The following is a 5,623-nucleotide window of genomic DNA, read 5'->3' as shown; positions in this document are numbered from 1 at the left end:
GTAAATGTGTTATTATATAAGAAAACGGGTTGGTTTGAATAAGGAAAAGATTGTTTCGGTTTAACTCTTGTTTTTCCTAATCGATTTAAGATATAAAGTTTGTTGTTAGTTTTTAATGTGATGTAATCTTTACTGCTGATTTTAAAGTGTTTGGGCTGACAAATAATGTTGTTATTAGCCGATTTAAAAGTAAAACCTTTTATTCGTTTCCCTTTTACATCATACATTAAAACGTTTTTGCCTTGTGTGACTAAAAGGCGATAGTTTTTACGGTTATCATAATCAAAAACAGCAAGAGGTTGTGTGATTTCATCATTAAAATTTAATGCAAACGGTTTTACGTCTTTCCCATTTCTGTCTAAAATATAAACTTTGTTCGGTGTTGCAAAAACTAATTGTAATCGTCCATTTCTATAAATATCAATTTGTTCAATTTTTCCTAAAATAGGTCCTTGCAGCTGCTTCTTCCAGATAATTTTTCCTTTGTTAGAAATTAAATATAAGTTGTTATTTATATCTTGAACAACAATTTCTTTTTGTTTTGTAATATGGTTTTTAACAAATTGAGGAGCGTTCAATAGTGCTTTATCAAGTTTAATATTTAATTCTTCTGAAACCGAATTTATAGAGGCCCTTGTTTTATTCTTTTTAATGATGCCATTAACATGAGCGAAATTGTTATCGTAAATAAATTGAATGGCCGAAATATTATAATTATTTAGTTTGTAGTTAGTATTCGTCTTAATATTTTTATTTAAAATAGTCTTTAGTGTTGCGGCATTTGTAACCTGAAGTAATGACGAAGCATCACTAAGTTTTTCCTTGACATCTTTAAAATATAATTTATTGCTTACAGTTGTTTTATTTTGATAGTTAGCAATAATGTTTTGAAGTATTTCAGTTTGTTCAGCAAACACAAAAAAGTTATCTAAAATACAATATGTATTAACCTTATTGGCCTTTATTAGTGGTGTAAACGTATTGGCAAATAAAACAGGTTGGCTAAAATTGTAAATATTAATTTCTCTATATGTATCTGCAATAGTTTGTTCGCTCAAAAGAGCATCTTCAGTAGCGATAACATCAGTTGAGTTTAAAACTATGGCGCGTTTTTCATCTTCATATATAACACCGACTTCAATAATATCATTAAAAAGTGTCATGCTATTTGTAATAGAATCTTTTTTATTGAATTTTAATAAGTTGGTTTTAAGAATTTCAAAATCATCAAATGTAAAACTCATAAATCCATCGCTATTTGATGGTGTAATGTTTTGAATTTGATTGACATGGGGAGTAGTGTTTCTAAAAATATTGATAAGACTTTCAGTAGAATCTGAGGCTTTTGTAATACCATTAAAATAGGTGTCGTTTTGATTCAATTCGACATCAATAGCGATATATTCGGTAAATGTGGCAAGTGAAATAGAATTTTCAACAAAAAAAGAGGATGAAAAATTAGTGTTAGGTTTTATAACCATCGAAAATGTTTTATCATGGCCGGAGGTGTTATATATTTTTTCAAGTTCAACATCGTTATTAAAACTATTAAAAGCCTCGTCCACAATATTTTTTGATGATGAAGCAAAAAAGGTACTGTCAATCACGGTGCTGTAAAAAGTGCTTTTATTTATTTTAGATTTTATAATGGATTTGTTTTTAAAAGAAAGTACTTCTTCAGTATAGTTTGGTAATGAGTCTTTTACAAATAAGGTTTTAGTAAGTTTTGTCGCAAGTGAATATTGAAGACTATCATTTTCATCGTGAGAAAAGCAAATTAATATATTGTTAGATGGATTTAAGTTTGATAGAGGTTTTAGTTTATTCTCTAAATTCTTGTAGGTTGTTGTATTCGATATTCTTTGTAAAAAATCACTATTGCTAATACTGTTATTTAAACTTTCTAAATTAGAAGTTTTAATAATTAGGGTGGTGTTTTTAGGAACGAAATCTAAAAGATTTGAATGATTTGTTTTAGATTTTGAACAACCAAAAGTAAATATTAGTAGAAGGGAAAAACAAAATAATCTCATGAATTGAATTAATTTTTACAAATATAAAAACTTATATGTCTTACTATAATTGATCAGGTAATAATCTAAACGACTTTCTGTGGTATTTTGTTATTCCGTATTTTTTTATAGCCGCTCTGTGTTCTTTCGTTGGGTAACCTTTGTTTTGTTTCCAATTATACATCGGGAACTCTTTATGAATGCCTTCCATATATAAATCCCTATATGTTTTTGCTAAAATGGAGGCGGCTGCAATACTCAAATATTTACCATCACCTTTAATAATGGTTTCATGAGGAATGTTTTTGTAAGGTTTAAATTTATTGCCATCAACAATAATAAACTCTGGTGTTTCATTTAATTTATCAATTGAAAGATGCATTGCTAGAATAGAGGCATTCAAAATATTAATGGTGTCTACTTCCTCCTGAAATACATGGGCAACTCCAAAACTCAAGGCCTGTTCTTCAATAATAGGCTTTAGAAGATATCTTTTCTTTTCGCTTATTTGTTTGGAGTCATTTAAAATTGAATTCTCAAAGCCCTCTGGAAGTATAACTGCTGCAGCGGTTACAGGTCCAGCCAAACAGCCACGACCAGCCTCATCTGTCCCGCATTCTAAGATGTAATTTGTGTGGTTTAGTAAGAGCATAAGTTGAAATATAAACAAATATATAATTTGCCAATTAAGTATTTGAAAAATATTTATAATGTTCGATATTTTTTTTAAATAAAAATCACTGTATTTTAAAAATAAAAATATCGTTTTTGCTGCTGACTAACTCGTATATAATTTAAAATTTCATCTTTTTTATTAGATGATTATTATAATAAAGAAAGCTGGTGTTTTTAGCAGGCTTTCTTTATTTAAAATATTTGCTAGCACTTTACGTTCAAATAATTACTTTTGCCACGGAAAAACAATTAATAAATAGAAGTGCTTAAACTACCCAATTCACCAGAAGCTTTAATATGAAAGTGAGCCTAAAAATTAAAAACAGAATTACAAGTAATCAGATATGTACAATCTGTTTAACTTTTTTTATGGTTTTTATTGTCAATATGGTTTCTGGTCAAATAAAAAAACCGGCAAGAAGGGTTATAGAAGATGATTTAAACTCTTTTGGTGTTCAGGATTCATTACAGAATAAATATCAAGAATCAACAAGTGTTAAAAATATTAAAAATCTAGATGCAAAGATTCAAGACTATTTAATTATTTCGCACGAAAGAGATACAACATATCTCGATACGTCTTTAACAATACATAAAGACTATAAGTTTAATTATTTGCGTAAAGATAATTTTGGTTTAATATCATTTTCTAATCTTGGACAAACATACACGAGCTTAACGCATAATTTTGAAAACACCAGTTCCATGCCTAAGTTTGGTGCAAGGGCTAGACATTTTAATTATATGGAAACTCAGGATATAAATTATTATCGTGTTCCCACACCGTTAACCGAGTTGTTTTATAGAACAGCTTTTGAGCAAGGTCAATTGGCTGATTCTTTTTTTAGTGTAAACACGTCTCCGCAATTCAATTTTTCTATTGCTTATAAAGGGATGCGTTCTATTGGTAATTACCAACACTCAATTACAAGTACAGGTAATTTTAGGTTTACATCAAATTATTCGTCTAAAAATAAACGTTACCAAGCTAGAGGACATTTTGTAACGCAGGATTTGTTCAATGAAGAAAGTGGTGGGCTTAAAGATGAAAGTGTGGTAAACTTCGAAACGGGAGAACAAGAATTTCTAGAACGCCCTATCCTTGATGTTAATATTGAAAATGCCGAAAACATATTACGCGGAAAACGGTTTTATCTAGATCAAAATTATAATATTTTTAATAAGGCAGTCGAAAAAAATATTCCAGAAACTTCAAATGATTCCACATCGAAGAGCAGACTTAGCGTAAGGCATTTAATGTCTTTTGAAGATAAATACTACCAGTATAACCAAGCAGCAGCTAGCACAATTATTTTCGGAGATGCTTTTAAAACGCGAAGCTTATTCGATAAAGCCACACTAGAAAATTTTTATAACGAATTACAGCTAGACTTTTACAATAATGTATTAGGTAATATTCAAATCAACGTTAACAGTACGAATTACAATTATGGCTATAATAAGCTTATTGTTTTAAAGGGAAAAACCATCGTTAACAGATTAAAAGGTGACGTTTTTGCAGTAGGAGGTAAGTATAGTAAAGTTTATAAAGGCTTTCGCTTCAACGGCGAATTAGGGGCAAATATTTCTGGAGATTTCGATGGTAATTATTTAAAAGCAAATGCAGCCTTCAATTTAAATGACGATTTCGCTGCATCTGCTTCCATAAACCACAGTTCAAAAGCACCAAATTATAATGCATTACTGTATCAAAGTGATTATATCAACTACAATTGGCAAAATAATTTTAATAATATCGAAACCCAACAAATAGGATTCAAATTAAAGTTTAAAGAGCTCGCTAACCTTACAGTAGACTATTCGACAATAAATGATTATGTCTATTTCAAAAGGGATGAAACCACAATGCAATTAAGTCCTTTTCAAAACGATAAATCTATAACCTATTTAAGAGTAAAGCTAGAAAACGAAATAAAATTCGGCAAGTTTGCAATAAACAATACGGTAATGTATCAAAACGTGCAAGACGAAAACAATGTTTTAAACGTTCCAGAATTCAATACACGAAACACCTTTTATTTTTCAAGTCATTTATTTAAAAAAGCACTGTTTTTACAAACAGGAGTAACTCTAAATTACTTCACCAAATATTATATGGATGCCTATAATCCATTGCTAGCAGAATTCTATGTTCAAAACGACAGAGAATTTGGAGATTATCCACGGTTAGATTTCTTTTTAAATGCAAAAATTCGTCAAACCCGTATTTATCTCAAGGCAGAACACTTTAACTCATCGTTCACAGGCTATAACTATTATTCTGCCCCAACCTATCCTTACCGAGATTTTGCAATACGTTTTGGTGTAGTTTGGAACTTCTTCTTGTAGCAAATAATTTTATTTTTTAGGCGTTCCTCTTATGGGTCGGGCTTTACGTTAAAAGTCCTCGCTCGTGCCTCGCTGTGGGCTATCCACTTCAATCCCTAACGCGGGTAATTCCGCAAGAGTCAGTTTTATACTCCATTTTAAATGATCCGTAAAGGGGTTATGTTTTAAAGAAACAATTAGCAGAGCTAAAACTAAAGCCTAAATAACGAGAAAAGTCTCAAGTCAATTAATAGAATTGAACATTGAAATACATAATATAAAAATCCAATCGTTAATAATTTTGGAGGCCTTAGAAGAAGTTTAGAATACTTCAATTCACTATTTTGATTTTGTGTCTTAAAGAGTAGCTCTTATAATAAAGACAAGGTAAAAAAACAAGGATGCAAATAAAACGTTAAACGAAACACATCAAAAGTAAAAAAAACAACAGCCATAAACCTTTGTGCATCAGAGGATAAAATAAAAGGATAAAAAAGAATAAAAGAAAGTTTAGGATATGTAGAAATGAGGTGTATATTTGCACCCGCTAAGCAGAATAATACGGATGTATTTAGAGGCAAAGCGACGTTCCTAAAAGCATTGAGAAA

3 protein-coding genes are annotated in these 5,623 nt (G+C 30.1%); 1 reads left to right on the top strand and 2 read right to left on the bottom strand.

Annotation, left to right across the window (positions count from 1 at the left end):
* Positions 1-2,033: ribonuclease HII (locus tag QZ260_RS03550; RefSeq protein WP_295982804.1), on the bottom strand; the 2,033-nt coding region annotated here is incomplete at its 3' end.
* Positions 2,034-2,076: 43 nt separating this feature from the next.
* Positions 2,077-2,664 carry a ribonuclease HII gene (locus QZ260_RS03545; protein ID WP_295982802.1) on the bottom strand — a complete coding sequence of 196 codons (588 nt, stop codon included), beginning with the start codon at positions 2,662-2,664 and terminating at the stop codon, positions 2,077-2,079.
* 392 nt (positions 2,665-3,056) lie between these two features.
* On the opposite strand from QZ260_RS03545, the gene QZ260_RS03540 reads away from it, so the two are divergent.
* A complete protein-coding gene (locus QZ260_RS03540; RefSeq protein ID WP_295982801.1) occupies positions 3,057-5,036 on the top strand; it encodes a putative porin in 1,980 nt (659 codons plus the stop codon).
* The last annotated feature ends 587 nt before the right edge of the window (positions 5,037-5,623 follow it).

It is taken from the genome of uncultured Algibacter sp., assembly GCF_905480415.1.
In the GTDB taxonomy this organism is placed as follows: domain Bacteria; phylum Bacteroidota; class Bacteroidia; order Flavobacteriales; family Flavobacteriaceae; genus Algibacter_B.
This window is presented reverse-complemented; position numbering and strand designations above follow the sequence as displayed.

Excerpts from the sequence above, each read along its gene's own strand:
- QZ260_RS03545 (WP_295982802.1), bottom strand. The coding sequence starts at position 2,664 with ATGCTCTTACTAAACCACACAAATTACATCTTAGAATGCGGGACAGAT.
- QZ260_RS03540 (WP_295982801.1), top strand. The coding sequence starts at position 3,057 with ATGGTTTTTATTGTCAATATGGTTTCTGGTCAAATAAAAAAACCGGCA.